Origin of the sequence: Rhizobium sp. AG207R (assembly GCF_027109195.1) — a bacterium.
Classification (GTDB): Bacteria; Pseudomonadota; Alphaproteobacteria; order Rhizobiales; family Rhizobiaceae; genus Rhizobium; species Rhizobium dioscoreae.
In genome coordinates this window covers 206,617-232,243 of record NZ_JAEPVT010000004.1, presented here as the reverse complement: position 1 = coordinate 232,243, position 25,627 = coordinate 206,617, and the positions used below count along the sequence as shown (strand labels likewise).

The window sequence follows — 25,627 nt, the reverse complement described above, 5'->3', positions numbered from 1 at the left end:
ACCTCAATAGGGGTTGGGACCAATCAGGAAATTATGGGCGGCAATGCTGGCAGCGCCCCGCGCCCAGATATCGCCATCGACACGCTGCGTGCGGATCGGCGTCTGGCCGGCATAGCGCGGCAATACGTTCGCCTCGACCGCCTGCCGCATGACGGTGCCGAAGAGGCGATCAAACCGGCTTTCGACATGGGTAATCAGGATTAGGCCGGGATCGTTGAACTGGATGAGATGCGCAATCGCAAGCCCAAGTGCGCTGCCGGCGCGGTGCAAGATGCGGATTGCGGTGGCATTGCCGAGAGATGCTTCCGTCTCCAAGTCGTCGAGGGATTGACAGGCGAGACCTTCCGCTTTTGCCATTTCCTTGATCGCCTTCAGCGAGGCCACGGTATCGAGACAGCCGCGCTTGCCGCAGCGGCAGGGCGAACCATTGAGCTCGATCGTGCAATGAGCGATTTCGCCAGCGCCGCCATGATTGCCGCGGTAGAGCTTGCCGCCGACGAAATGGGCGCACCCGATACCGTCATCGAAGGAAACGACGCTGAAATTCTGCACGTCACGGGCGCCGCCGAACAGCTTTTCGCTGACGGCGACCGCCTTGGCGTCGTTTTCGATAAAGGTGGCGATACCGGTCTTCTGCCTGACGATACCGGCAAGCGGTACATCCTGCCAGCCGAGTAACGTGGATTTGACGCAGCTCGCCTGCTTTTCATCGACGAAACCGGAGAGCGCAACACCAAGGCCTGAAAGCTTTTGTCCGGCATCTTTACATTCGGAAAGCAATTTCGGCAGCGTATCGGCGATCATCGCGGCGATGACATCAGGATCGCGCGACAGTGGCATCGTCTGACGCGCGACGATATTGCCGTTGAAATCGCAGAGAACCAGCGGCGCCGGGTCTTCGAGAAGCGAGATGCCGCCGAAGAAGGCGCCTTCCGGATGCAGGTCCAGCAGGATCGAGGGGCGGCCCTGTCCGTAGATCGTTTCCGTTTCCCGCAAGACGCCGAGGGAAATCAGATCGCGCGCAATCCCGCTCATCGCAGCCTTGCTCAGCCCCATGGAGGCTGCCAGAACTGTGCGGCTGGAAGGGCCTGATTGGCTGATGACCCGTAAGAGCTGCTGCTGGGAGGACGTTAGCAATTCGACGTTCCGCCTGGATTTTTGCTTGTTTTGCCGAGAATAAGTTCAGAAAATAAACAAAGCAATCATATTTGGTTTCATTGCAGCCCTAATCATGCCGCGCTGCAATGTATCGGAAGAACGCACCGATTGCTCGACCTGCTTTGTGAAGGCGGCTGTCCAGGCGCCGTCTTGGGGCGATCTCGCAAAACATGTTCGCGTTTAAATGGTTGACATCGACCCGTATCAATATGCAAAGCTTACCATAACGATTCAGCCGGCGCTCGCCCGCAATCGTCTCGTCCCTAGACTTTGATCCCATAAGCTTAGCGCTCGACCATGGCCGTTATGGCGGCATGTGCATGTTTCGATCCCGGGTGCAGCAGTCAGAAAGGAATGCCATGTCCAGCACGGTCGATCGTTCGAGACGCCCGTTGGTCATCGTCTCGATCATGCTTGCGACCTTCATGGTCGCCATCGAAGCGACCATCGTTGCGACCGCCATGCCGCGCATCGTTGGCCAGCTCGGCGGCTTCACCTATTACAGCTGGGTCTTTTCCGCCTTTCTGCTGGCGCAATCCACCACCACCGTCATCTATGGCAAGCTTTCCGATATTTTCGGCCGCAAGCCGATGCTGATCGGTGGCATCATCATCTTTCTCATAGGCTCAACGCTCGCCGGTTTCGCCTGGTCGATGGCGTCCCTTATCGTCTTCAGGCTGCTGCAGGGCCTCGGCGCGGGTGCCATTCAGCCTGTGACCATGACCGTCGTCGGCGATCTCTATAAGCTGGAGGAGCGCGCCAAGGTGCAGGGCGCGCTCGCCAGCGTCTGGGCCATCTCCGCCGTCATCGGCCCGCTTGCCGGCGGCATCATCGTCGACAATCTCTCCTGGGCCTGGATTTTCTGGATCAACCTGCCGCTTGGCCTGCTCGCCATCGTCGGGTTCATCCTCTTCCTGCACGAGTCGGTTACGCCGCGCGAGGCGAAGATCGATTATCTCGGCACGATCCTGTTTTCGATATCGATCGTGTCGCTTCTCGTCATCCTGACGGAAACCGATGCGGGCTTCGCCGTTCTCTGTCCCCTGGCGATCGTCTTTATCGTTACCGGCATCCTGTTCCTGTGGCAGGAGCGGCGAGCGCCGGAGCCGATCATTTCGATCGCTCTCTGGAGCCAGCGGCTGATTGCCACCAGCAATGCCGCAACGCTGCTTGCCGGCATGGCGCTGATCGGCCTGACGACCGTTCTGCCGATCTATGTTCAGGGTGTCCTTGGTCGTTCGCCGCTAGAGGCAGGCTTTACGCTGACGATGCTGATTGTCGGCTGGCCGCTGGCCGTGATGCTGGCGAGCCGGTTCTTCCGCACTTTCGGCATCCGCAACACCTTGCGCGCCGGCAGTCTCATGTTTCCCTTCGGCTCGCTTTTCCTGCTGTTCCTAACGCCGGAGAGCAGCCCGGTGATCGCCGGTATCGGCTCGTTCCTGATGGGCTTCGGCATGGGTCTCATCAGCCTGACGAGCGTCGTGCTGGTGCAGGAAAGCGTGGAGTGGTCGATGCGCGGCAGCGCCACCGCCTCGATCATCTTCTCGCGCAGCCTCGGCAACACGCTTGGCGCAACCGCGCTCGGCGCGATCATGAATGTCGGCATCGCCCATTATGGCAGCGGCGAGCTCGCAACCAGGCTGCACGATATCCTCAATCAGCCCAGCGGCCTTTCCGATCTTGTCACCGATCCCGCGATCAGAAGCGTCTTCGATGCGGCCCTGCACTGGAGCTTCTGGGGGGTCGTCATCGTCGCTCTGACGACCTGCGTGACCATCTGGCTGATCCCGGTCACCCGAGACGCCGGCCGTGGGTCGTCAGTACCCAAGGCGGATGCACAGGAAGCCATGACTCATTAGCGCGAGGTCCGGGCGGTCGGGCAGGGCTTGATCTGTCAGAAGCCGTAGTCGCGCGCGAGCCAGGCTTCCAGTAGGTTTCGCGATGCCTTGATTGCGGCGTCCGTATCCTGTGCGACGATGGCGTCGAGGATCGCCTTGTGGAGGGGCAGGGCGCGCTTTTGCCCTTCGGCGATGTCCTCATGGCCGGAAAGCGTGCGATTGGCGTAGATCCCGACGGCGATCAGATCGATCAGCTGCGAATAGATCATGTTGTGTGTGGCGGCGAAGATCGCCGTATGAAAGCGCAGATCGGCATCGGCATTGCTGTTGACGTCGCCAATGGTGGACGCCATCTCCTCGTAGGCGGAGCTGATCGCGGCAATATCGCTCTCGGTGCGGCGCAGTGCTGCGCGCGCCGTCGCCTCCGGCTCGAGTGCCAATCGCAGGTCCTTGATCGATCGCATGATTTCGACTGAGGGGCCGGTCTCATAGTACCAGACCATGACATCCGTATCGAGATGATGCCAGTTGGAGCGTTCCTTGACGCGCGTGCCGACGCGGGTCTTGATCTCGACCAGTCCCTTGCCGGCCAGGCACTTCATCGCTTCGCGGATGACCGTGCGGCTGATGCCGAATTGTTCGACCAAATCGGGCTCGTTTGGCAGTGTTGCGCCGACTGGATAGTCTCCGCCGACGATACGGCGGCCGAGCTCGTGGACGAAATAGCCGAAGACGCCACGCCGGGGGATCGTGCCGTATTTTCGCACAAAGGCATCGAAGGGCGACTGTGTTACGATCAGTTTCGACTCCGGGGTAGCCCTGGAGGTTATTGCGTCCTGGCCATGTTTCATTATGCGGGACTCTCGTTCCTTATTGATGCGCCGTTCGCGAGAACAATCATCAGCCTACGTCGATTTGCGAGGCTTCTTGCTGGTATCTCGGCCAGTTTGGGGCTGTTCCATGTTGATGTTGTATCGATCCCATTGTTCTTCCCGCGGCATTTTCCAGTGAAAACCCTAGCATGTCTTGCGTATGCATGCCTACTGGCACCGGGTTGATCGATCTGTTCACCAATTTGAACATGCTAATGCGTTTCGCCTTAAGGCCTCTATCGGGATCGGCAGCGGTGATCAAATTGCGCACCATCCGCTAAGCGAAACGTGATCGCTCAATCCATTGATGGGACGATTTCGACTATCGTAAACGTTACCGAACCGGTTAAATGCAGGCGGGATGCGAGGCGGATTCGGAGTTGCTGATCCATGAATGACATGTCCACGCCTGGGCAAAGGGAGGATGCGCAGGAAGCGGGCTCGCGCTCGCTGTTGATTGCATTGCTTGTAGCCGGTGCCTTCTTCATGGAAAATCTCGACGGTACGGTCATCGCGACCGCCTTGCCGCAGATGGCCGTTTCGTTCGGTGCTCGCCCGGTCGACCTCAATATAGGCATGAGTGCCTATCTTCTGACCCTAGGCGTCTTCATCCCCATCAGCGGCTGGATCAGCGATCGCTTCGGTGCGCGTCTGGTCTTCACAACTGCCGTCGTCATTTTCACGCTCGCCTCCGTTCTCTGCGGCTTTGCCAATGGGGTCGGCTCCTTCGTTGCCATGCGCATTCTGCAAGGCATCGGCGGGGCGATGATGGTGCCGGTGGGCCGGCTTGTCGTCTTGAACAATACGCCGAAGGACAAGCTGATCTCGGCCATTGCGACGATCACCTGGCCGGCGCTGGTGGCGCCGATCCTCGGGCCGCCGCTCGGCGGTTTCATCACCGACCATGCTAGCTGGCGCTGGATCTTCTTCCTCAACCTGCCGCTCGGCATTCTGGCCTTTATCTTCGCGCTCATGCTCATTCCGGAGACGAAAAGCATGGCGCGCCCGCCTTTCGACTGGATCGGCTTCGTCGTCAGCGGCATCGGACTTGCCGGCCTCATGTATGGGCTGGAATTGATCGGGCGCCCCGATCCCGTCTGGCTGGAAGCCTGGACCTATGTGATCGTCGGCTTTGTCCTGCTGGCCATCGCCGTTTTTCATTTTCTCCGCACGGAGCATCCGCTCATCGATCTCTCGGGGCTGAAGCTGCCGACGTTCGCCATCACCATCTCAGGCGGATCGCTATTCCGCACCGCTATCGGCGCGGTGCCCTTCCTGCTGCCGCTGATGTTCCAGGTCGGCTTCGGGCTCAGCGCCTTTCACGCCGGCATGCTGACGCTCGCCGTCTTTGCCGGCAATCTGGCGATGAAACCGGCAACGACGCCCATTCTGCGCCGCTTCGGCTTCAAGCCGGTGCTGATCGTCAACGGCCTGTTGAATGCCGTCTTCATTGCCGCCTGTGCGCTGTTTTCGCCAGATACGCCGCTCTGGTTCATCGTGCCGGTACTGTTCATTGGCGGCATGTGCCGGTCGATGCATTTTACCGCACTCAACACGATCGCTTTTGCCGATATCCCACCGGGGCAGATGACGGGTGCCAACACGCTGTTCAGCACCGTCTTTCAGCTGACGATGGGCATGGGCATCGCCGTTGGCGCGATCGGCATTCGCATCGGTCAGGCGATCAGCGCACCGCTCGGAGTGGGGAGCATCGTCGCCATCGAGTTCCGCCTCGCCTTCGTGCTGCTCGGCATCATCGCGCTTCTGGCTGTGCTGGATTGTTTGCCGCTTGACCGCAAGGCAGGCGAAAACGTCTCGCGCAAGCCAAGGAAGGGTGTGTCGAAAGCGGCGTAGTGATGTCTTTTTCCGAAGCGGTTAGTATGAGAGTTGGATGAGATTATAATGCAGCAATATCGCTGGAATCGCCATCAGGATGATCAGAACTATTGCGACACTTGCCGCGCGCATCATCCGCCTCCGGCGGGCGCGCTGACCGGTCCAATCATATACTGTCATAATGAGCCCCTCCTTCTCATTAGTGATTAGAAAGACAAGAAATGGAACGCCAGTCAATATCGGCAATAGCGAGCTAAATAATAAGCCTTATCTAATATTTGGAGGGCGAAGCATACTTCGATGGCTGAAGAGAGCCGTCGAACTTCATCTGCAAGAGCCTAAAGATCGTTTTATGATGCCGGCTCACACGATATAACGGAAAAGGATTTCGTCCCTGTGTCAGCGGGACGCCGGCTGCTTTGGAAAAGAGGAAAAGGCAATGAGCAAGATGCGTGCCCTGGTTTTGGAACGTCAGCATGAACTGGCGATCCGCGATATCGATCTGCCGCAGGAGGTCGGGCCGGGCCAGGTGAAGATCAAGATCCATACGGTCGGTGTCTGCGGGTCGGATGTGCACTATTACACGCACGGAAAAATCGGCCCCTTTATCGTCAACGAACCAATGGTGCTCGGGCACGAAGCGGCGGGAACGGTAGTGGAAGTCGGCGCAGGTGTGACGCATCTGAAGGTCGGTGACCGGGTCTGCATGGAGCCCGGCATTCCCGATGCCAATTCCAAAGCGAGCCGTCTCGGCATGTACAATGTCGATCCTGCGGTCACCTTCTGGGCGACGCCACCGATTCATGGCGTGCTGACGCCATTCGTCGTGCATCCGGCCAACTACACCTTCAAGCTGCCTGATAATGTCAGCTTTGCGGAAGGGGCGATGGTCGAGCCTTTCGCCGTCGGTATGCAGGCGGCGACCAAGGCACGCATCACGCCCGGTGACACCGCTGTCGTGCTTGGTGCCGGCCCGATCGGCATCATGGTTGCGGTTGCAGCGCTTGCCGGTGGCTGCGCCCGGGCGATCGTTGCCGATCTCGCCCAGCCGAAACTCGATATCGCCGCGCAGTATCAAGGCGTCATTCCGGTCAATATTCGCGAGAAGAACCTCGTCGAGGAAGTCGATCGCCTGACCGATGGCTGGGGTGCGGATGTCGTCTTCGAATGCTCGGGCTCGCCGAAGGCCTGGGAGACGGTCATGGCGCTGCCGCGTCCCGGCGGCGTCATCGTGGCCGTCGGCTTGCCGGTCAATCCGGTCGGCTTCGATGTTTCCACGGCGTCGACCAAGGAGATCCGCATCGAAACGGTCTTCCGCTATGCGCATCAGTATGAGCGTTCGATCGCGCTGATCGCGTCCGGCCGCGTCGATCTCAAGCCCTTGATCTCTGAGACATTCGATTTCGAGGACTCGATCAAGGCTTTCGATCGCGCCGTCGAAGCCCGTCCGACCGACGTCAAATTGCAGATCGTCCTCGACCAATAGTCGCTCGCTGTCTCATCGCCTTGCCTCAAGTCTTCTTCTGGCTTCACGCACCGGCAAGGCGATGTTTTCCCTTAGGTTTCATATCTCCCGTAGACGGCCTGGCAAAAGCGATGCTAGGTAGCCTTTCACAGAGGGAAACAGGCTTTGACGCCGTGAAACGGGAAGGACCGCCGTGCCGCACGACGTTGCATTGATCGCATTGATTGCCGCCGGCTTCGTATTCGCGGCCATTTTCGGCTATCTGGCCGACAGGCTGCATTTGCCGCCGCTGGTCGGCTATCTGGTGGCCGGCGTCATCATAGGCTCGTCCACGCCGGGTTTTGTCGCCGATGTTTCGCTGGCATCGCAATTGGCCGAGATCGGCGTCATCCTGCTGATGTTCGGCGTCGGTCTGCATTTCTCGGCCGCCGACTTGTTGGCCGTGCGCGGCGTCGCCATTCCCGGCGCCATCGGTCAGATTGCAATCGCGACGTTGCTCGGGGTGGGGTTGACCTCACTATGGGGCTGGAGCGTCGGCGCCGGGGTTGTCTTCGGCCTTAGCCTTGCCGTTGCCAGTACGGTCGTGCTGTTGAAGGCGCTGGAAGAGCGCAATCTCGTGAGTTCGACGAATGGTCGTGTCGCCGTCGGCTGGCTGATTGTCGAAGATCTGGCCATGGTGCTTGCGCTCGTGCTCTTGCCGGCCTTTGCCGGTGTTTTGGGCGGTCACGCGGATGCCGGCGGCCATGCCGCTTCCGGTTCGATCTGGCTGACAATCGCCATGACGCTGCTCAAGGTCGCAGCCTTCGCGGCTGTCGCGATCTTCATTGGCCCGCGTGTGGTGCCATGGCTCCTGACTTCGGTTGCGCGCACGGGTTCACGTGAACTGTTCACGCTGTCGGTTCTGGCGATCGCGCTCGGTATCGCCTTCGGCGCGGCCGAAATCTTCGGTGTGTCCTTTGCGCTGGGCGCCTTCTTTGCCGGCCTCGTGATGAGTGAATCGCATCTCAGCCACAGGGCGGCGGCCGACTCCCTGCCGTTGCAGAATGCCTTTTCGGTTCTCTTCTTCGTGTCCGTCGGGATGCTTTTCGATCCGACCGTCCTGATCCGCGAACCGCTGATGATTATCGGCGTGCTTGCCCTGATCATGCTCGGCAAGGCATTGATCGCCTTCTGTGTCGTGCTACTGCTGCGCTATCCCGCCAGCATCGGCTTTGCGGTTGCAGCCGGCCTTGCGCAGATCGGTGAATTCTCCTTCATTCTCGCGGGGCTCGGCGTCTCGCTTGGATTGCTGACGCGGGAAGGGCAGGATCTCATTCTCGCCGGTGCGATCCTGTCGATCACCCTTAATCCACTGGCTTTCTACGCCACGGAAAAGCTGGAAAACTGGGCCTTTGCGCGCTGGCCGTTCCTGGCGAACAAATATGGCATGGCCAAGCAGGAGGCTCTTCGCCGCCAGCTGGCCGTCATCAACAAGCAGCGCGAGGAGCGGGATCGCCAGCATCATCTCGAGATCGAGCAGCTCATCGAAACCTTCCCGATGTTTGCCGAACTTGATGATAACGAGCATGAGGAACTTCTGCTGCTCTTCCGCCCGAGATCGGCGTCGCCCGGTGACCGGGTGATCAGAACCGGCGATCGCGGTGACAGCATGTTCTTCATCGCTTCCGGTGCTGTCGAAGTGCAGCTGGAGAATGACGAGATCCGGCTCGGCGCGGGTGCCTTCTTCGGTGAAATGGCACTGCTGACGGGGGCACGCCGCACGGCCGATGTCGTTGCCGTCGATTTCTGTCAGCTTTTCGTGCTGGACCGCCGAGACTTCAATCTGTTCATGTCGCGCCATCCGCAGCTGCGTGCCGCCGTCAGCCGCATGGCGCGGGAGCGGCAGGAGAGCAATGTGTCACGCCAGCGGCGCGATCTTTCCCAGGATGCCAGCTGATATCAGGCTGATATTTTATCGGCGTTTCAGCCAGCTTTTCGAAACGCGGCAGGCCATCGTGTAGGCAGGGTCGAAGACATTGCCGACATCATAGCGCACGACCTGACCGAGCAGGTGGCTGGCTGCGGTCTTGTCGAGACCGTAATCGGAGCCGAGCCAGCGCAGCATCTCGCTGGTGGCATGCTGCAGGGCTTGATCGAGCGGCCGGGCATTGCCGATGGTGAAAATATCCTCCGCCGTCTCGCCGCGCGGCCAGATGATCGTCTTTTTCTTTTCGACGCTGAGGCGCACCGTCACCTCGAAAGTGGTCTCGATCCCAGTGCCGACGATCTCGCCGTCTCCTTGCACTGCATGGCAATCGCCCAGGAAAAAGAGAGCGCCAGGCGCAGAGACCGGAAACCAGACGGTCGTGCCAGGCCCCAGCAGGCGATAATCCATGTTGCCGCCGAATTCGCCGCTGGTGGCGGTCGATATGGCCTGACCGAGAGACGGCGCAACTCCGAAGCAGCCGATCATCGGAGCCAGCGGCAGGGTAAGGGTTTCGAGACCCGTCACCGGTTCGGCCAATCGCGCCGTGAGATTCTGGCGGTCGATCTGCCAGATAACCCTCTCGCGTGCCGGTAGTGCCCGGACATCCTGCGGATCGACGACGTTGGCGGCGACCACGCTGCCGGTGAAACCCGTATCGCGCGTCGGCACCATTGCGACGATCTCAACCTTGAGAGAATCTCCCGGCTCAGCACCCTCGACGAAGATCGGCCCGTTCATCGGATTGGGGCCGGATATCTGGCGGACATCATGCTTGTCGTAGCCGGCGGCATCGAGCGTTTCGGTAACAACCGTATCGCCATCGGCAACATGCAAGGCCGGAGGCAGCGAGCCGATGACATTGTGATAATGGGTAGGAGCGAAACGGTGTATTGCCATTTTGCTTAAGCCTCACGTGGAATCCGGTCGCGTCAGCCTATGACGACTCCGAACGTCTGGGAAAGAGCGCAACGACCATATTTACGCATAAAGGCCACTTTGTTTGGTATGCGGTTAAATGCCTGCCACCGCAGACAGGCCTCAAGCAAAATGATCGCGAAATGCCTGCGGCGTCGTGCCGAACTTCCGCATGAAATTGCGTCGCATGGTTTCTTCCGAACTGAAGCCGCAGCGCATGCGTGCCTGATGCACGCTGAGGCCTTCCTCCAGAAGGCGGCGGGCTGCCTCGATGCGGATTTCCTCCACGGCGCGTGCAGGCGTCCGCCCGGTCGCCTTCAAATAATGGCGCGAGAAGCTGCGTGCGCTCATATTGGCCTGCTCGGCAAGCGTCGGCAGGGAAAGATCGGCGCGCAGATTGTCCATGATCCAGCCATGCAGACGGTCGAAGCGTTCGCCGCCCTCCTGAAGTTTCAGTGCCGCGCTGAACTGCGCCTGGCCGCCGGGACGCTTGAGGAAGACGACGAGTTCGCGAGCCACGGAAAGCGCCAGCGAGCGGCCGAGATCGGCTTCAACCAGCGCAAGCGAGAGATCGATACCGGCAGTCACGCCGGCGGAACTCCAGATCTGCCCGTCCTGAACGAAGATCGGATCGGGCTCAAGCTTCACTTGCGGAAAGCGCTTGGCGAATTCCTCGCAACGATTCCAATGGGTCGCTGCCCGCCGCCCGTTCAGAAGACCGGCTTCCGCAAGCAGAAAGGCGCCGCTGCAGACCGAGGCTATCCGTCGGGCATTCGCAGCTCGCCGGCGCACCCATTCGATCAGGTCGAGGTTCTCGCAGGCTTTATTGACGCCCCAGCCGCCGGCGATGATCAAGGTGTCGAGCGGTGTATCGATATTGCCGAGTGGGGCGGTCATGAGCACGAGACCCGAGCTCGTTTGCGTCTGCGGGTCTTCCGCGACCACGATGGCCTCGTATGGTTTCGGCCGATCGAGCTCATGCGCCGCCTCGTTGGCGCTGGTGAAAACCTGCAGCGGACCGGTAATGTCGAGCAGCTGGGCATTGTCGAACGCAAGAATTTCGATGCGGCGCATGATTGGCAAGAAATGACGGTGGTTTGGCAAATATGCCAGATCGTTGTCGCATAGGTTTGGAAAAGTCAATCCTTGGAGACATGTCATGACCATTCGCTTCGGCCTGCTTGCCTTTCCCGGCGTCCAGCAACTCGATCTGACCGCACCTTATGAGGTATTCGCCTCGATGGATGATGCGGAGGTGCATCTGGTGTGGAAGGACACGTCACCTATCGTGTCGGCAACGAAGCTGGTGTTGCAGCCGACGACAGCGTTTGCCGAATGCCCGCCGCTCGATGTGATCTGCGTGCCCGGCGGTGTCGGCGTCAATGCATTACTCGAGGATACGGCCGTCCTGAGCTTCGTCCGGGAACAGGCGACCCAAGCGCACTTCGTAACATCGGTGTGCACCGGTTCTCTCGTCCTTGGAGCGGCCGGCCTGCTCAAGGGCAAGAAGGCCACGACCCATTGGAATGCGTTTGATTTCCTCGAGAGTTTCGGAGCTGTTGTCACGCCGGGGCGCGTGGTGCGGGATGGCAATCTCTTCACCGCGGGCGGCGTGACTGCTGGCATCGATTTCGGATTGACGATTGCTGCCGCTTTGCGCGGTCGAGAGGAAGCCGAGGCGATCCAATTGTCGCTGGAATACGCGCCAGAGCCGCCATTTCATTCCGGATTGCCCGAGAAGGCCAGCGCTGGGGTGTTGGCGAGAACCAGGCAACGCCTTGCTGGCTCGAGAATGGCGCGGCGGGAGATCGTCGCTCGCCTCATGGCGGCCAGACATGAGCCTGAATGAACATCGGCTTGTCCACCGGTACTGTCACCTCAATGAAACGGAGCATCGATAGGGAAGCGATCAACGGTTGATCGTGTCGAGGCAATGATGGGCAGCGGATGACTGGAAATTCCAGTCTCACGTCGCCCATCATACTTGACACAAATAGCTTTTCTGCGACCGTGGCATCACAATAGCGTCCACGGCCTTACGGGGAAAAGGCTTATTTGATGAACGAGTTCCGATCGTTGCGCTGCATTTTCCGTTTCGTCATGGCAGTGACCGTTCTGATATGTGCAGGCCTGGGGTCGATATCGCACGCTGCAGCCGCCGAGACATCCGAGATCGCTCCGCAGACAAAGGCTTCGAGCGAGCAGATCGAGAAGCTGATCGGCACCTTGCGTGACAGCGGCGCGGTGGCCGGAGCCGACCTGTTGCAACGCCGCTCCGATTTCGAAAAGCTCATGGCATCGACGCCAGGCCCGGCGCGTGTCCAGATACGTCATGTCGACGCTAACGGGGTGGATGGCGATCTGATCTGGCCGGCACGATTGCATCATCCGATCGGGCGGCGTGCCATCCTTTATTTGCATGGCGGCGGCTTCTATAGCGGCTCCCTTCGGACGCACGCCAACATAGCGGGTTCGCTCGCCAAGGCCGCCTCGGCTGATGTGCTGTTGATCGATTATCGCCTCGCGCCCGAAAATCGCTTCCCCGCGCAAAGAGACGATGCCATTGCGGCCTATCGCTGGCTTCTGACATCTGGATACAAGGCCAGCAACGTTGTTATCGTAGGCGAGTCGGTTGGCGCGACTCTGGCCATCGAGGTCGTTTTGAACCAGCTTAGGCTGAGCGGTCCGCTTCCCGCTGCCGTGGTCGCAATGAGCCCGATTACCGATTTCGCTGCAACGGGCGCTTCCCTGGCCGCCAATGCCGTAAGCGATCCCTTGATGAACAAGGCCGAGTTGATCCTTATCCACGATGCGTTCGCGCGTGATCGCCCTCTCGCCGATCCCGATATATCGCCGCTCTATGGCAATGTCTCCGGGTTCCCTCCGCTGCTGATCCAGGTCGGCGCTCGCGAAGTGCTACTTGATGACGCCTCGCGGTTCGCAGACAAAGTGCGCCAGGCGGGTGGCAATGTGAGCCTGGAAGTCTGGCCGGGGATGATCCATCAATGGCAGATTTTCCCGTTCTGGCTCGATGATGCGAGGAAGTCGAACGAGCGCGTTGCGCAGTTCGCGATTGCGCATTTCGTCGATAAGCCAGTGCAATAGCTCGCACACCTGGTCGAGCTCAATCTGATTGCGAAAATGTCTGCTCTTCTGCGGTGCCTCATCAAGCGCGCTCGGTCGAACGGCTTATGGCGCCTAATTATTTATCGCAATAAATAATCGTGGATTAAATTTTTATATAGACAGGGCAGGCGAAAGCCATTATGCATGTCAATGTCGCGATAATAAATCGCACGATAAATTTAAGTGGAGATTGAAATGAGCCAGTCGATCCCTCAAGCTACTCGTCGGGGCGTTATGACAGCCGGGCTGGGCCTTGCCGCTGCTGCAGCTGCCAGCCCCTTCGCTCAACCTGCACAAGCCTCTACAAAGCAATCAACTTCGAAAGGTAAGGACACAATGAGCAGCAGCACGATCACCACCAAAGACGGCACCCAGATCTTCTACAAGGATTGGGGAACGGGCCAGCCGATTGTCTTCCATCACGGATGGCCTTTGAGCTCCGACGATTGGGACGCCCAGATGCTATTCTTCCTTCATCAGGGCTACCGCGTCATCGCCCACGACCGCCGCGGCCACGGCCGCTCCAGCCAGACGGCGACCGGAAATGAAATGGATACCTACGCCGCCGATGTGGCGGCTCTTGCCGAGCATCTCGATCTCAAGGGCGCCATCCATGTCGGCCATTCGACAGGCGGCGGCGAAGTTGCGCGCTATGTCGCCCAGTATGGCGGCCATGGCCGCGTCTCGAAGGCCGTGCTGATCGGCGCCGTACCGCCGATCATGGTCAAGTCCGACAAGAACCCCGGCGGCCTGCCGCTGGAAGTTTTTGATGGCTTCCGTGCAGCGCTTGCAGCCAACCGCGCTCAGTTCTTCCGCGATATTCCGGCAGGGCCGTTCTACGGTTTCAATCGTCCGGGCGCAGCTGTTTCGCAGGGTGTTATCGATAATTGGTGGCGCCAGGGCATGATGGGCGGCACCAAGGCCCATTACGATTGCATCAAGGCCTTTTCGGAAACAGACTTCACCGAAGACTTGAAGAAGATCGAAGTCCCGACCCTCGTCATGCATGGCGACGACGACCAGATTGTGCCGATCGCGGATTCGGCGCTTCTCTCCTCGAAGCTGCTAAAGAATGGCACGCTCAAGGTCTATAAGGGCTTCCCGCACGGTATGGCCACCACGCATGCGGACGTGATTAACGCCGACCTGCTCGCCTTCTTCAAGGCCTAAGCATTAAAATGGTCATGCGCCCGCCAAAAAGGCGGGCGCTTCACAGCCTGCCGGGTGCTGGTTACCACCCTCACCATTTCAGCTGTCGAGTTTCAACGAGAGCTGAACGGCGCGGGGCAAGGGCGGTAGCGGCCGGCTGATTTCAACGCGGCGCGTCCATGTGGCGCGCCGTTCCTGTTCGCGCTCCCGAAGGGCCTTCGAGACAGCGACAAAGGTCATTGCACGTTCGATGACTTGTTCTGCCTTGGTCATGGAAATCTCCATTTGTTCACTTTATGTTCTCATATGGAGTTCTGAAAGTCAAGCAAGACAGCGTTCGGGCCGCGGCCGCCGATAGGCGCAGCGGCTTCCCAATGAAAACGCCAACCAGCGACTCTAATTCCCTTGTAATTTATGGGTGATTTTCGGCCAAACTCGTCAATCAGAAAATGTGGTCTTGCCTTTGCCCTATCATTGACAAAGAAGCAGCGGGCTTTCGTTTTGAGCATCATTGACGGTGCAGATTGATCTCGCTGGTTACGACCGATTTGCCGGAGCTCAGATCCTTGTCGATGGTCCGGAGCGTCAGCTGGTCGTCGCCCTGCCTGCGAATGGTCATACTGGCATCGCGATCGCCGTTGACGAGACGTGCCCAGCGCACCGCCAGATTGATGACATCGCCCTGCCTGCTGCCCGACAGCTGCGATGTCGCACCGGAAGGACCGGTGTAGGTACCTGAGTATCTGTTTCCGCGCGCTGTGAGCTGGGCCGAGATCGCGCGACTGATGATGAGAAGGCCGCGGCAGTTTCCCCTCATCGAAATCGAGGAACCCGGTGCGCTGATGGTGAATCTGCAGGAGACATTGATCGGCGTGTCGCCGATCTTCCGAAGCACCTTGCCGGTTCCCGTCCAGCTGCCGTTCAGCGGCTTCAAAAATCCGATTTCATCGGCGGTGACAGGTGTCGCCAGGCAAACAGCGGCAAGGAGGGCAAGAAGGCACGCCTGATAACGCATGATATCAATCCCTTCGTCAGACTAACTAGGAACGTCGCAGGCTATGCTCAGTTCCCAGGCAGTCAGAGCCAGTTGATGCGCTTCAGAATATAGAGAGTGATGATGGAGGTGACGGCGACCAATACGACGATGATGATGAAGGCCCAGGTATCGTTGACGCCTGGAATACCGCCGACATTCATGCCGAACAGGCCGGCAACGACGCTCGGCGGCAGCAGCAACGCGGCAAGCGCTGCAAGCCTGTTGGAGTTGCGGGCGATGCGCTCGCTGATGACGGTCGAAAGGTCATCGTGCAGGATGCCTGTCCGGTCGCGGATTGCATCCAGATACTCGATGCAGCGCATCAGCTTGTCGATGACCTCACGCATGCGAAGCTTGTCGCGTTCGGCAAGCCAGGGAGCGTCGTCATGTTCGATGCGATTGAGGGCATCGCGTTGCGGCGAAAGATAGCGTCTTAGCTGCACGGCGCGTCTGCGAAGCAGCTTCAGGCGCTCGCGGACTTCGGCGGCCTCGCCATGGAAGATCAGCTCATCCAGCTCGTCAACTTCCTCATCCATTTGATCAAGAACGGGCTCCAGGTCCCTCACGAGCTTGTCGCTGACGAGGGCAAGCAGTTCGCCGGTACGCTTCGGTCCCTTGCCCTTTTCGAGCGCCTGGCGAATGTCCCGAAGAGCGGTGATGTAATGGCCGCTGTCGCGAAGCGTCACGACGCGGTTCTCGTCCACCCAGGCATGCAGGGGAACGAGATCCAGATCCTCGACCGTCACATCCGCTTCGTCGGGCGGTGCAGCGCAGACGCCGCGAAGAATGATCAGCAGGCCGTCGTCAACCGGCTCGACACGGGGACGTGATTCATCCTCGAGCAACGCGTCGGCGACGAGCGGATCGAAACCGCCATTTCGTGTTATCCAAGCGGCCGCCGCATCATGGTCACGCTCGAGATGAACCCAGAGAATTCCGTCTGTCGGCTTCCAACTCTGGAGGCCGGCGGCACCGATCTCGCGACAGCTGCCATTGCCGTCGAGAAGGACGGCGAAGCGTATGCCCGGCTCGGCGCCGTAGCTGAGTTGAACCTTCCGGCCCTCGATCTCCATCCGCTCCCATCCTCCCCCGAGTGTAAAAGGAAAGCGAAATCATGCAGCTATTTTCAATAGTTCTAGCACCGAGAACGTTAAGGTGAAACTGCAGTTTAACGCGAATGATCGGTTATGATGCCAGACCGTTCATTCTGCCGCCGCGGCAAGACAGCTATCGATGATCATACGGATCTCGGCACGGCAGGAGCCGCAATTGGTTCCAGCATTAAGCTTCTTGCCGACGGCTTCGACACTGTGACAGCCGCCGCGAATGGCCGCGACGATTTGATTGACGCCGACGCTGAAGCAGGAACAGACCGTCGCGCCGGCATCAATCGTATCGGCTCCCGGCCTGCCTGCGATCAGCGCAAACCGCTTGTTGAGATTGCCGTGCGATGCCGAAAGCTGGGCGATCGCCCAGTTTCGGGCGACCGCGACGGGCTGGCGGGCGACAAAGAGAGCCGCAAGCAGCCGTTCGCCATCGAAGAAGGCAAGGCGCAGGTCTCCGGAAGCCCGATCGGCATAGCCGAGCGGCTCGAGGTCAACTGGTATATCGAATGTCGCGCGGCACCAGCTGACCCAGTCGTCCGGTACCAGATCGAATGCAAGTTCTGTCCGCCATCCACCATCGGTCTTGGCAAGCGCCCAATAGGCACTCTCGAGGTCGCGCGGCTTTGCTGTGGAGACCGTGAAGCAATAATGCGAGGCTTGGAAGCGGCGTGCGCAGACTGCGACATTCTTCGACGCGGGCTGACCGGAAATCGGATCTGTAAGGGGAGCGACCACGGCGTCGATGCGGGCTTTGGCGGCGAAGCTATCGTTCCAGTGGATCGGTACGAAGAGGCTGCCGCGCGCCTGCCGCTCTGTCACCAAGGCGCGGACGATCACCTTGCCATGCGGGCTCTCGATCTCGACCAGGCCCGCTTCGGCGACACCGATCTCGATTGCATCACGCGGATGGATCTCGACGAAGGGCTCGGCGATGTGGCCCGATAGGCGGGCGCTTTTGCCGGTGCGCGTCATCGTATGCCAGTGATCGCGAACGCGTCCGGTATTGAGCGTCAGGGGGAAGCGACGGTCGGTTCGATCGGTAGCCGGCGGTTCTATGGCGACGAAGCGCGCCTTGCGATCGGAATGATAAAATCCGCCATCTGCGAAGAAGCGTGTGATCCGTGGTGCCGCCCCGGCTGGCTGTGGCCATTGGAACGGCGTGAGCGCGTCGTATTCTTCTGTGGCGATCGCTTGATAAGCGCCGATGTCGAAGTCCCGGCTGCCCTCGTTTTCGAAGCCGGAAAGGCCCGCGTGCTCGGCGAAGATCTCCGCATGTGTGCGAAACGAAAAGGCTTGCGAAAATCCCATGCGCCGGCCGACTTCGGCCATTTGCCACCAGTCGGGCCTGGCTTCGCCGGGGGCTGCGAGAAACTGGCGCTGCCTCGAAATCCGCCGTTCGGAATTGGTGACGGTGCCGTCCTTTTCCCCCCAACCCAGCGAGGGCAGCAGCACATGCGCGTGCCGCGTCGTATCCGTCTCGCGCAGGATGTCGGAGACAACGACGAAGGGACAGGCTCTGATGGCCGCCTCGACGGCATCGGCGTCCGGCATGGAGACGACGGGGTTGGTCGCCATGATCCACAATGCCTTGATGCGGCCGTCGGCGACGGCGCGAAACATGTCGACCGCCTTCAATCCCGGCTTTCCGGCAATCCGCGGTGACTGCCAGAAGCGCTGCACGCGGTCGCGATCCATAGCGCTCTCGATCGCCATGTGAGCGGCAAGCATGTTGGCGAGGCCGCCGACCTCGCGGCCGCCCATGGCATTCGGCTGGCCGGTCAGTGAGAAGGGTCCCATGCCGGGCCGGCCGATGCGGCCGGTCGCGAGATGGCAATTGATGATGGCGTTGACCTTATCGGTGCCGGATGAGGATTGGTTGACACCCTGGCTGTAGCAGGTAACGACCTTCTCGGTCTGCGCAAACAGTCGGTAGAATTCGCGAAGCTGCATGGCAGGCAGGCCGGTCAGCTCAAGCACGCGGTTGAACGACAGGGCGCCGGCGGCTGCGAAGGCTTCGGCAAAGCCGCCGGTATGCTCGGCAATATAATTCTGATCGATGGTGTTGCTTGTGATCAGATGCTCGAACAGACCCAGGAAAAGGGCAACGTCACCATCCGGCCGGATCGCCAGATGCAGATCGGCGATATCGCAGGTCATGGTCCGGCGCGGATCGATGACGACGATCTTCATCGTCGGCCGTGCCGCTTTTGCCGCCGCCAGCCGCTGGTAGATGACCGGATGGCACCAGGCGAGATTGGAGCCGGTGAGGATGACGAGGTCGGCAAGCTCGATATCCTCGTAGGTGCCAGGCACCGTATCCGAACCGAAGGCGCGGCGATGACCGGCGACCGAGGATGACATGCAGAGCCGCGAATTCGTGTCGATATTGCCCGAGCCGATGAAGCCTTTCATCAGCTTGTTGGCGACGTAATAATCCTCCGTCAGCAGCTGGCCGGAGACGTAGAAGGCAACGGAATCAGGGCCATGCTCGGCAATCGTCTCACTGAGGCGTCTCGCGACCAGATCAAGCGCATCGTCCCAGCTTGCCCTCTGGCCGGCAATTTCCGGATGGAGCAGACGGCCGTCGAGATCGATAGTTTCACCGAGCGCCGAGCCCTTCGAGCATAGCCGTCCGAAGTTGGAGGGGTGGTCGGGATCGCCTTTGACGGAGACCTTGCCGTCGTCATCGACCCTGGCGATGACGCCGCATCCGACGCCGCAATAGGGGCAGGTGGTTTTGGTTTCAATGGACATGGGTGGGGTCCATGAAACTCAAAGGACGTGGCGAAACACCCCCCTCTGTCAGCTTTGCTGACATCTCCCCCACAAGGGGGGAGATCAGTGGGAGCGTGAGATTGCCTCCGCGCTGCGAAAATGATGACTCCGCTTGCAGGAGCACCATATGATCTCCCCCCTTGTGGGGGAGATGTCCCGAAGGGACAGAGGGGGGTATTCTCCCGCGCACCGTCATCCTCATTCCGCCGCCATCATCAGGCTTTCAAGCGCAATGAAGAGCGCGCCATCCTCGTTGCGGACGGGAATGGTCCTGACCTCGCCCTGGTCGGCGCCAAGCGCCTTGCCGGTTTCGAGCGAGATCACCCAGTTGTGCAGCGGGCAGGTCACCGATGCTCCATGAACGATGCCCTGACTGAGTGGCCCACCCTTGTGCGGGCAATGATCCTCAATGGCGAAGACCTCGTTTTCGGCGGTGCGGAACACGGCGATCTTGCCCTCAGGGGTTTTCACGCAGCGTGCGCCGCGCAGCGGAATGTCCGAGATATCGCCGATTGCATGCCAGATTTCCTTTGGCCAGGTCGTCATATCCATCTCCTCACTCGGCGGCCTGCGGGAAGCCGACCGTCGCCATCGGCTTGAACTCGTGCTTGTCCTTGCCGGAGACACGCTCCGACCAGGGATCGACCTGGGCGAATTTCTGGCTGAAAACAAAGCGCTCGTAATAAGCCTTGCGCTTTTCGGCATCACCCATGATCTGGCGGCGGATCTCATCGAGGCCGATGCGCTTGGCCCATTTGTAGATGCGCTCGAGATAGCGGGCCTGCTCACGATACATCTGCGTCAGCGCCACGATATGCTCCAGCGCCTCGTCCTCGGTCTTGACGAGGCCCAGAACTTCCGTGCCCTTGATATCGAGGCCGGCGGCACCGGCGAAATGGATTTCGAAGCCGGAATCGACGCAGATGACGCCGACATCCTTGCAAGTCGCCTCGGCACAATTGCGCGGACAGCCGGAAACCGCCATCTTCACCTTCGCCGGCGTCCATGAGCCCCACATGAATTTCTCGATGCGGATGCCGAGACCGGTGGAATCCTGCGTGCCGAAGCGGCACCAGTCGGAGCCGACGCAGGTCTTCACCGTACGCAGGCCCTTGGCATAGGCTTGCCCCGAGATGAAGCCAGCCTTGCCGAGATCGGCCCAGACGGCGGGCAGATCCTCCTTCTGTACGCCGAGAAGATCGATGCGCTGACCGCCGGTCACCTTTACCATCGGGATTTCGAACTTGTCGACGACGTCGGCAATCGCGCGCAGCTCGTTCGAGCTGGTGACGCCGCCCCACATGCGTGGCACCACGGAATAGGTGCCGTCCTTCTGGATGTTGGCATGCACGCGTTCATTGATGAAGCGCGACTGGTAGTCATCGGCATATTCGTCCGGCCAATCGCAGACGAGGTAATAGTTCAGAGCCGGGCGGCACTTGGCGCAGCCGCAGGAGGTCTTCCACTCAAGCTCCTGCATAACGGCAGGAATGGTCTTCAGTCCCTTGGCTTTTATCAGCCTTCTGACATCGTCATGGCCGAGCTCGGTGCAGGTGCACATCGGTTGGACGGCGGCAGGGTTGTAGCTGTCGCCGAGCGTGATCGACATCAATTGTTCGACAAGGCCCGTGCAGGATCCGCAGGAGGCTGAAGCCTTCGTGTGGGCGCGCACGTCGTCGAGCGATGTCAGGCCCTTGGCCGTGATGGTCGAGGTGATCTTGCCCTTGCAGACGCCGTTGCAGCCGCAGATTTCCGCATCATCCGGCAAGGCTGCAACGGCCGCCATAGGGTCCAGCGGTGACCCTCCCTGATAGGCCTGACCGAAGATCAGGGTATCGCGCATCTCAGAGATATCCACCGCCTTCTTCTTCAGGTCGTTGAACCAGGCGCCGTCGGCGGTCTCTCCGTAAAGCACCGTGCCGATGATCTTGTTGTCCTTCAGCACGAGGCGCTTGTAGATGCCGGCCGCCGCGTCGCGCAGGACGATCTCTTCGCGATCGTCGCCATCGGCGAAGTCACCGAGCGAAAACAAATCGATGCCCGTGACCTTGAGCTTCGTCGGCGTGTCCGAGTGTACGAAGGCGGCGCTCGTATCGCCGGCCAGATGCGAGGCGGCGACACGCGCCATCTCGTAGAGGGGGGCGACGAGGCCATAGACCATGCCGCCGACTTCGGCGCATTCGCCGAGCGCCATGATCGAGCCATCCGAGGTCTGCATGCCGTCATCGACGACGATGCCGCGGTTGACGGCGATGCCCGCTTCCTTGGCAAGGCCGACATTGGGACGGATCCCGACGGCCATGACGACGAGCGTGGCCGGGATCACCCGTCCATCATCGAGTTCGATCCCCTCGACCTTGCCATCACCGATGATCGCCTTGGTATTGGCCTTGGTGATGACCTTGATGCCGCGCTCCTCGACCGCCTTTTGCAGGAGATAGCCGGCGGCCGGATCGAGCTGGCGTTCCATCAGAGTCGGCTGCACATGAAGAACGGTCACATCCATACCACGCAGGCTAAGCCCAGCGGCCGCTTCCAGACCGAGCAGGCCGCCGCCGATGACAACGGCCTTTTCGCGTGACTGAGCCGCAAGCAGCATGGCCTGCACGTCGTCCAGATCGCGATAGGTGATGACCCCGCGCAATTCCTTGCCCGGAACCGGAATGATGAAGGGGACGGAGCCGGTTGCGATGACAAGCTTGTCGTAGCTCTCCGTCACGCCGTGATCGGAGGTGACCGTCTTTGCCGCCCGGTCGATGGCGACGATCTTGTGTCCCTTGTAGAGCGTGATGCCGTGCTTGATGTACCAGCCGTCGCCATGGATGATGATCTGCTCGTAGTCCTTCTCGCCTGACAGCACCGGCGACAGCATGATGCGATCGTAATTGACGCGCGGTTCGGCGTTGAAGATCGTGACCTGATAGAGGCAGGGCGCCTTTTCCAGCAGATGTTCCAGCATGCGCCCTGGCGCCATGCCATTGCCGATGATGACGAGTTTCTGGGTCATGGTATCACTCCGCGGCTTCGACGAAGCGGTGGCGTTCGTAGAGGAACTTCAGCACGGCCTCGCGGCATTTGAGGTAGGTTCTATCGGACGCAAGCTCGATGCGGTTGCGCGGCCGCGGGATCGGCACTTCAAGGACATCGCCGATATGAGCGGCCGGGCCATTGGTCATCATGACGATGCGGTCGGAGAGCAGCACTGCCTCGTCGACATCATGGGTGATCATCACCATCGTGCTACCGAGGCGGGCGTGGATTTCCATGACGGCATCCTGAAGATGGGCGCGGGTGAGCGCATCCAGCGCGCCGAAGGGCTCGTCAAGCAGCAGGATCTTTGGCTCCATGGCGAGTGCGCGGGCAATGCCGACACGCTGCTTCATGCCGCCTGATATTTCCGAGGGACGCTTGTCCTTGGCATGGGCCATCTGCACGAGATCGAGGTTGCGCATGACCCAGTCATGACGCTCCGCCTTGCTCTTCGTGCCGCGGAATACCTTCGAGACAGCGAGATTGACGTTCTCGTAAACGCTGAGCCAGGGCAGCAGGCTATGGTTCTGAAAGACTACGGCGCGATCCGGACCTGGCGCGTTGACTTCCCGGTTCTCAAGCAGCACCGCACCGGCGGAAACCGGCGTCAGGCCGGCAATGAGGTTCAAAAGGGTCGACTTGCCGCAGCCGGAGTGGCCGATGATCGACACGAACTCACCCTTGTCGATGACGAGTTCGATGCCCTTCAGAACTTCGGCGCGCTGGCCGCCGCGGTCGAAATATTTGTCGATATGATCGAGCTTCAGATAGGCGCTCATTGGGTTCTCCTCAATTGCTCGTCATGCCGCGGGTCACGACGGCACCGAGGCCTGCGACCAGGCGGTCGAGGACGAAGCCGGTGATGCCGATGTAGGCGAGTGCGACGATGATGTCGGGCAGACGCGAGGAGTTCCACGCGTCCCAGATGAAGAAGCCGATGCCGACACCGCCGGTCAGCATCTCGGCGGCAACGATTGCAAGCCAGGAAAGCCCGGCGCCGATGCGAAGGCCCGTGAAGATGTAGGGAGCGGCCGCCGGCACCATGATGCGGAAGAAGAATTCGATCTGGTTTAGCCGCAGCACCTTGGCGACGTTGCGATAGTCCTGTGGAATGTTGCGAACGCCGACTGCCGTGTTGATGATGACAGGCCAGATCGAGGTGATGAAGATCACGAAAATCGCCGACGGGTTGGAATTCTGGAAGGCCGCGAGCGACAGCGGCAGCCAAGCAAGCGGCGGGACGGTACGCAGCACCTGAAAGATCGGGTCGAGACCGCGCATCGCCCAGACCGATTGTCCGATCACCGCACCGATCAGCACGCCGGCAACGGCGGCAAGGCCGAAGCCATAGGCGACGCGCTGCAGCGAGACGAGCACGCGCCACGCAAGCCCGATATCCTGCGGCCCGTTATAGAAAAAGGGGTAGACGATGAGGTCGTAACTGTCCTGCCAGACCTGCGAAGGCGGCGGCAAGCTGGCGCCCGCCTGCTCACAGAGCAGCTGCCAGATAGCGAGCAGAAGCACCAGGACTACCAGGGGCGGCAGGGCGTTACGCAAGACCGAGACAGCGATACGACCTGGATTGATGCGCCGAGCCGGGCGGGCCGCCAATGTCACGACATCGCTCTTTGCGGGAGCAGGCGCTTGCGCAACGGCAGCTTGCTGTTTGCGGGCGGTTACGGACATTGAACGAATCCTTTTTGGAAGAGAGTGCCGAGCCTCATGACGCCACCTTGATCGAGAGGCTTTCGAGGTAGGCAGTGGGATTTTCGGGATCGAAAACCTTGCCGTCGAAGAAGGTTTCCTTGCCGCGCGAAGTCGATGCGGGAATGTCCGACGCGGCAACGCCGAGATCCTTGGCGGCATCGCGCCAGATGTCCTGGCGGTTCACCTGGCCGACCAGCGTCTTGATATCGGTATCGGGAGCGAACTTGCCCCAGCGAATGTTTTCGGCGATGAACCAGGCGTCATGGCTCGGATAAGGATAGGAAACGCCTCCCTTCCAGAACTTCATGTAAAGATCGGTGCCCTTGGCGATCCGGCCGTTGCCGTAGTTGATGTCGCCCTTGAGGCGGCCGAGCACGTCCTTGGGCGGCACGTTGAACCATTGCCGCTTGCCGAGAATGGCCGCCATCTCCTCCTTGTTGTCCATGCTGTCGCACCATTGCTGGGCTTCCATGACCGCCATCAGCAGGGCCTTGGCCGCATTCGGATTCTTTTCGATCCAGTCTGCGCGCATGCCGAGCGCTTTTTCCGGGTGGCCCTTCCAGATTTCGCCGGTCGTACAGGCGGTAAAGCCGATCCCCTGATTGACGAGCTGCTCGTTCCAAGGCTCGCCGACGCAGAAGACGTCCATGTTGCCGACCTTCATGTTCGCCACCATCTGCGGCGGCGGTACGACGATGGTCGAGACGTCCTTGTCGGGATGGATGCCGCCGGCCGCCAGCCAATAGCGGATCCAAAGATCATGCGTGCCGCCAGGGAAGGTCATGGCCGCCTTGATCTCCTTGCCCGCGGCTCTTTTCGCATCGAAGGCGGCTTTCAGCTTGGATGCGTCAAGCTGCACACCGGTTTCCGCATATTCCTTTGCAACCGAAATGCCCTGGCTGTCGTAATTGAGACGGGCGAGGATCGCCATCGGCACGGCTTGGTTGTTCTGCGTTACCTTGCCCGTGTGCATGAGGTAGGGGAGCGGTGAGAGGATGTGGGCGCCGTCGATGCCGTTTGCCGCCCCGCCGAGCACGAGATTGTCGCGGGTTGCACCCCAGGAGGCCTGCTTGGCCACATCGACGTTGGAAAGGCCATGCTTTTCGAACAGGCCTTTTTCCTTGGCAATAACCAGCGGTGCGGCATCCGTCAGCGCGATGTAGCCAAGCTTGACCCCCGACACTTCAGGTCCGGCGGTTGCTGCAAAGGCGCCGGAGGGGAGAGCGGTCCTGACGGCGCCGATCAGGGCTGCCGTGGCGGATGTCTTCAAAAGGTTTCGGCGCGTAATACCACCGGAAAGGATCTTCTTCACTTGCAGTTTCCCCTTGTTTTGCTCGTGACGCGTGGATTTTGGACATAAAAAAAACGCCGCTCGGTTGATGCAGCCCGGGACAGGAAAGGAATCCTCGGGGCAAGAACCTTGCGACGTCGATGTCTTTGCGAGCGCGTTTTCCGCGCATTGCGTGCTTCGATCGCCGTTGATCGAAGCGAAATTGAATAAGCAAGCCGCGTGCCAGTTTTTCACGGCGCGATCATAGCATTGTAATTGCTCGATTATTCAGGAAGATGGTTCGAAGGCCGCTGTGCGGGCAGTTGCGATTTCTGCAAATATTTTGAGCGGATGCCGCTCGCCGGCTTTTGATCCTGC

At 60.1% G+C, this 25,627-nt stretch carries 20 protein-coding genes; 7 read left to right on the top strand and 13 right to left on the bottom strand.

Translation table 11 applies throughout. The annotated features are described in order from the left end of the window. Window positions 1-3: 3 nt before the first annotated feature. The gene (locus JJQ51_RS11120) at window positions 4-1,137 is read right to left on the bottom strand and encodes an ROK family transcriptional regulator (RefSeq protein ID WP_152095447.1); all 1,134 of its coding nucleotides are present in this window, start codon (window positions 1,135-1,137) and stop codon (window positions 4-6) included. 380 nt (window positions 1,138-1,517) lie between these two features. Between JJQ51_RS11120 and JJQ51_RS11115 the strand changes: the two genes are divergently transcribed. Further along, complete coding sequence (locus JJQ51_RS11115) at window positions 1,518-3,017, top strand: MDR family MFS transporter (RefSeq protein ID WP_269244721.1); 1,500 nt, start codon at window positions 1,518-1,520, stop codon at window positions 3,015-3,017. A gap of 35 nt (window positions 3,018-3,052) precedes the next feature. Here the strand turns inward: JJQ51_RS11115 and JJQ51_RS11110 are convergent, their stop codons facing one another. Next, entirely contained in the window at window positions 3,053-3,847 is a 795-nt protein-coding gene (locus JJQ51_RS11110) for a FadR/GntR family transcriptional regulator (RefSeq protein WP_113333149.1), read from the bottom strand. 411 nt (window positions 3,848-4,258) lie between these two features. Here JJQ51_RS11110 and JJQ51_RS11105 point away from each other — a divergent pair, with 411 nt between their 5' ends. The 3 genes from JJQ51_RS11105 (at window position 4,259) to JJQ51_RS11095 (ending at window position 9,105) form a co-directional block, all read left to right on the top strand. Further along, window positions 4,259-5,722, top strand: a complete 1,464-nt coding sequence (locus tag JJQ51_RS11105) for a DHA2 family efflux MFS transporter permease subunit (RefSeq protein ID WP_269244720.1) — start codon at window positions 4,259-4,261, stop codon at window positions 5,720-5,722. A gap of 421 nt (window positions 5,723-6,143) precedes the next feature. After that, a complete protein-coding gene (locus JJQ51_RS11100; RefSeq protein WP_113389403.1) occupies window positions 6,144-7,190 on the top strand; it encodes an NAD(P)-dependent alcohol dehydrogenase in 1,047 nt (348 codons plus the stop codon). A 172-nt stretch (window positions 7,191-7,362) separates the two neighbouring features. Continuing rightward, window positions 7,363-9,105 carry a cation:proton antiporter domain-containing protein gene (locus JJQ51_RS11095; RefSeq protein ID WP_113389404.1) on the top strand — a complete coding sequence of 581 codons (1,743 nt, stop codon included), beginning with the start codon at window positions 7,363-7,365 and terminating at the stop codon, window positions 9,103-9,105. Window positions 9,106-9,120: 15 nt separating this feature from the next. Here the strand turns inward: JJQ51_RS11095 and JJQ51_RS11090 are convergent, their stop codons facing one another. Both JJQ51_RS11090 and JJQ51_RS11085 read right to left on the bottom strand, forming a co-directional pair. Beyond that, window positions 9,121-10,032 (bottom strand): acetamidase/formamidase family protein, encoded by a 912-nt coding sequence (locus JJQ51_RS11090; protein ID WP_113333153.1) that lies wholly within the window; start codon window positions 10,030-10,032, stop codon window positions 9,121-9,123. A gap of 141 nt (window positions 10,033-10,173) precedes the next feature. Continuing rightward, complete coding sequence (locus JJQ51_RS11085; protein ID WP_113333154.1) at window positions 10,174-11,124, bottom strand: GlxA family transcriptional regulator; 951 nt, start codon at window positions 11,122-11,124, stop codon at window positions 10,174-10,176. Window positions 11,125-11,209: 85 nt separating this feature from the next. On the opposite strand from JJQ51_RS11085, the gene JJQ51_RS11080 reads away from it, so the two are divergent. The 3 genes from JJQ51_RS11080 to JJQ51_RS11070 all read left to right on the top strand — a co-directional run bounded on the left by JJQ51_RS11080 (window position 11,210) and on the right by JJQ51_RS11070 (window position 14,346). Beyond that, window positions 11,210-11,899 carry a DJ-1/PfpI family protein gene (locus tag JJQ51_RS11080; protein WP_269244719.1) on the top strand — a complete coding sequence of 230 codons (690 nt, stop codon included), beginning with the start codon at window positions 11,210-11,212 and terminating at the stop codon, window positions 11,897-11,899. A gap of 251 nt (window positions 11,900-12,150) precedes the next feature. Then, entirely contained in the window at window positions 12,151-13,155 is a 1,005-nt protein-coding gene (locus JJQ51_RS11075) for an alpha/beta hydrolase (protein WP_269244777.1), read from the top strand. Between the two features lie 357 nt (window positions 13,156-13,512). Beyond that, the gene (locus JJQ51_RS11070) at window positions 13,513-14,346 is read left to right on the top strand and encodes an alpha/beta fold hydrolase (protein ID WP_113333156.1); all 834 of its coding nucleotides are present in this window, start codon (window positions 13,513-13,515) and stop codon (window positions 14,344-14,346) included. Window positions 14,347-14,424: 78 nt separating this feature from the next. Here the strand turns inward: JJQ51_RS11070 and JJQ51_RS11065 are convergent, their stop codons facing one another. The 9 genes from JJQ51_RS11065 to JJQ51_RS11025 form a co-directional block, all read right to left on the bottom strand. Beyond that, window positions 14,425-14,598, bottom strand: a complete 174-nt coding sequence (locus tag JJQ51_RS11065; RefSeq protein WP_015342656.1) for a hypothetical protein — start codon at window positions 14,596-14,598, stop codon at window positions 14,425-14,427. A 235-nt stretch (window positions 14,599-14,833) separates the two neighbouring features. Then, entirely contained in the window at window positions 14,834-15,340 is a 507-nt protein-coding gene (locus JJQ51_RS11060) for a hypothetical protein (protein ID WP_145634037.1), read from the bottom strand. Between the two features lie 62 nt (window positions 15,341-15,402). Continuing rightward, complete coding sequence (locus JJQ51_RS11055; protein WP_113389406.1) at window positions 15,403-16,434, bottom strand: CorA family divalent cation transporter; 1,032 nt, start codon at window positions 16,432-16,434, stop codon at window positions 15,403-15,405. Between the two features lie 129 nt (window positions 16,435-16,563). After that, window positions 16,564-19,221 (bottom strand): nitrate reductase, encoded by a 2,658-nt coding sequence (locus JJQ51_RS11050; RefSeq protein ID WP_113391719.1) that lies wholly within the window; start codon window positions 19,219-19,221, stop codon window positions 16,564-16,566. A gap of 219 nt (window positions 19,222-19,440) precedes the next feature. Continuing rightward, window positions 19,441-19,788 (bottom strand): nitrite reductase small subunit NirD, encoded by a 348-nt coding sequence (nirD, locus tag JJQ51_RS11045; protein WP_113390390.1) that lies wholly within the window; start codon window positions 19,786-19,788, stop codon window positions 19,441-19,443. A gap of 10 nt (window positions 19,789-19,798) precedes the next feature. After that, the gene (gene nirB, locus JJQ51_RS11040) at window positions 19,799-22,249 is read right to left on the bottom strand and encodes a nitrite reductase large subunit NirB (RefSeq protein ID WP_113354356.1); all 2,451 of its coding nucleotides are present in this window, start codon (window positions 22,247-22,249) and stop codon (window positions 19,799-19,801) included. A gap of 4 nt (window positions 22,250-22,253) precedes the next feature. Beyond that, window positions 22,254-23,051 carry an ABC transporter ATP-binding protein gene (locus JJQ51_RS11035; protein ID WP_145634040.1) on the bottom strand — a complete coding sequence of 266 codons (798 nt, stop codon included), beginning with the start codon at window positions 23,049-23,051 and terminating at the stop codon, window positions 22,254-22,256. A gap of 10 nt (window positions 23,052-23,061) precedes the next feature. Next, a complete protein-coding gene (gene ntrB, locus JJQ51_RS11030) occupies window positions 23,062-23,958 on the bottom strand; it encodes a nitrate ABC transporter permease (protein ID WP_113333168.1) in 897 nt (298 codons plus the stop codon). 34 nt (window positions 23,959-23,992) lie between these two features. After that, a complete protein-coding gene (locus tag JJQ51_RS11025; RefSeq protein ID WP_145634042.1) occupies window positions 23,993-25,291 on the bottom strand; it encodes a CmpA/NrtA family ABC transporter substrate-binding protein in 1,299 nt (432 codons plus the stop codon). Window positions 25,292-25,627: the final 336 nt, after the last annotated feature.